We start from the raw sequence: 2120 nt of genomic DNA on the forward strand, positions 1-2120 counted from the left end.
CCGCACTCCGGCAGCTGCCGGAACGCAACCGCTTCTTCAAGGGCCTCGCCAGTTGGATCGGCTTCCGCCAGATCCGTGTGGACTACGAGCCGGCGGAGCGCGCGCATGGCGTCACCACCTTCAATGCCGCGAGCCTGCTCGGCCTCTCGATCGAGGGCCTGACCTCGTTCTCGGTGGCGCCGCTCCGCTTCGCCAGCCTGTTCGGCGTCATTCTCGCAGGCGGTGCCTTCCTGTTCGGCCTGTCGATCCTATGGGAGGTGTTCACGACCGGCAAGCAGGTGCCCGGCTATCCCTCGCTCGTGATCGGCCTGATGACGATCGGCGGCGTGCAGCTCATCATGATCGGCATCGTCGGCGAATATATCGGCAAGATCCTGTCCGAGCTGAAGGCGCGGCCGATCTATTTCGTCGCCGAGCACAGCGAAAAGCTATCTGAAGCCAGCAAGGGCGACGACGCGGCGAGCAGGACGGCGGCCGAATGAGTGCGGCCGCGCCGCCGCGACAAATCTGGCTCTGCGCCGACGATTACGGCATCAGCCCGGGCGTCAACCGCGCCATCCGCGACCTGATCGAGCGCGGCCGCCTCAACGCCACCTCGGTAATGATGGTGGGTCCTGCGATCGGGCGCAGCGAGATCGAGGGGCTGCAGGCGGCGGCGAAGCAGAGCCCGCGCTGCGCAATCGGCCTGCATGTGACGCTGTCGGCGCCGTTCCGCCCCCTGACCATGCACTACCGTCCTCTGGACGGCGACATGTTCATGCCGTTTCCAAAACTGCTGCGTGCCGGACTGATGCGCCGGCTCGACCGTGAGTTCATCCGCAACGAGGTCAAGGCGCAGCTCGCCGCCTTCATGGACGCGTTCGGGCGCGCCCCCGACTTCGCCGACGGCCATCAGCATGTGCAGCTCTACCCGCAGGTGCGCGACGGCTTCGTCGATGCGGTGCTCGAGGTTGCGCCAAGTGCCTGGGTGCGTCAGGGCGGCCGCAATCTGCCGCTGCGGCAGCGGCTGGCCTCACCGAAGGCCCTGGTGCTCGATGGTCTCAGCGCACAATTCCGCCGCCGCGCCGGCGGCGCCGGCCTCGGCTTCAACCCCGGATTCGCCGGCGCCTATGATTTTACGCGCGCCGCCGATTTCGGCGCGCTGATGCGGCAATTCCTGGAAGGGCTTCCCGACGGCGGCCTCGTGATGTGCCATCCCGGCTTCGTCGACGACGTTCTCACCGGCCTCGATCCCATGACCGACGTGCGCGAGCGCGAACATGCCTATCTCGCCGGGGATGCTTTCCCGCGCCTGCTGGCGGACAGCAACGTGACACTGGGATGAAGCCGGCGAAAGCGGACCGGGAGGCAGCTTGTCGCATACTGAAATTTAATCCGGCCAGGACTGTTGGGGCCACAATGGAACCCTACATCTCCCCTCGCGCTTGTTTCGCGCGAAGGAGAAAGATCATGACGCCGCAGGAACGCCAGCTCGTCGACGACCTTTTTGACCGGCTTTCCAAGCTGGAGAACGCACCGCGCGATCCCGATGCGGTCGCTGCGATCTCCGACGGACTGCGAAAGGCGCCCGGCGCCGTCTATGCGCTGGTGCAGACCACGCTGTTGCAGGACGAAGCCCTGAAGCGAGCCCACAATCGCATCCAGGAGCTTGAATCCGCCCAGTCGCCCGAGCCCGCCCAGGCCGGCGGCTTCCTCGACACCATGCGGGAGTCCCTGTTCGGCGGGGGCCCGGCGCGTGGCTCGGTGCCGAACGTGCCGCCGCGGGACTCGCGGCCGGCGTGGAACACCGGTCAGGCGATGCAGACTCAGCCGGGCTTCGGCGCGCCGCCTTACGGACAGGGTCCGGGGCAAGGCTACGGCGCCCCGCCTGCGGGCGGCGGTGGCGGCTCGTTCCTGGGCACCGCCGCGGCGGCCGCGGCCGGCGTCGTCGGCGGCTCGCTGCTGCTCTCCAGCATTCGCGGCATGATGGGCGGCGGATCGCACCAGCAAGGCTTCGGCGACGGCAATTCGCTCGGCGACCGCAGCGCCGGTGGAAGCCCCTGGGGCGGCAGCGGCGACCAGTCCGGCGGATCGCTCTCGCGCGATGCCGGCCTCAACGACATCGGCTCGAACCGGGATTC

The 2120-nt window shown here is 68.2% G+C and carries 2 protein-coding genes and 1 pseudogene; all 3 read left to right on the plus strand.

Going from position 1 to position 2120, the window contains the following annotated elements; genetic code table 11:
• A pseudogene (locus tag JHD07_RS38355) lies at nt 1-482 on the plus strand (glycosyltransferase); the annotation flags it as partial.
• Complete coding sequence (locus JHD07_RS38360) at nt 479-1324, plus strand: ChbG/HpnK family deacetylase (RefSeq protein WP_291631691.1); 846 nt, start codon at nt 479-481, stop codon at nt 1322-1324. The pseudogene JHD07_RS38355 and the gene JHD07_RS38360, both read left to right, overlap by 4 nt.
• Before the next feature lie 125 nt (nt 1325-1449).
• Nucleotides 1450-2120 (plus strand): DUF2076 domain-containing protein (locus JHD07_RS38365; RefSeq protein WP_291631692.1); only part of this gene is annotated, 671 nt, incomplete at its 3' end.

This window comes from Bradyrhizobium sp. (genome assembly GCF_016462955.1).
Lineage (GTDB): Bacteria > Pseudomonadota > Alphaproteobacteria > Rhizobiales > Xanthobacteraceae > Bradyrhizobium.

Coding starts and splice junctions, on each gene's coding strand:
- JHD07_RS38360 (WP_291631691.1), top strand. CDS start 479: ATGAGTGCGGCCGCGCCGCCGCGACAAATCTGGCTCTGCGCCGACGAT.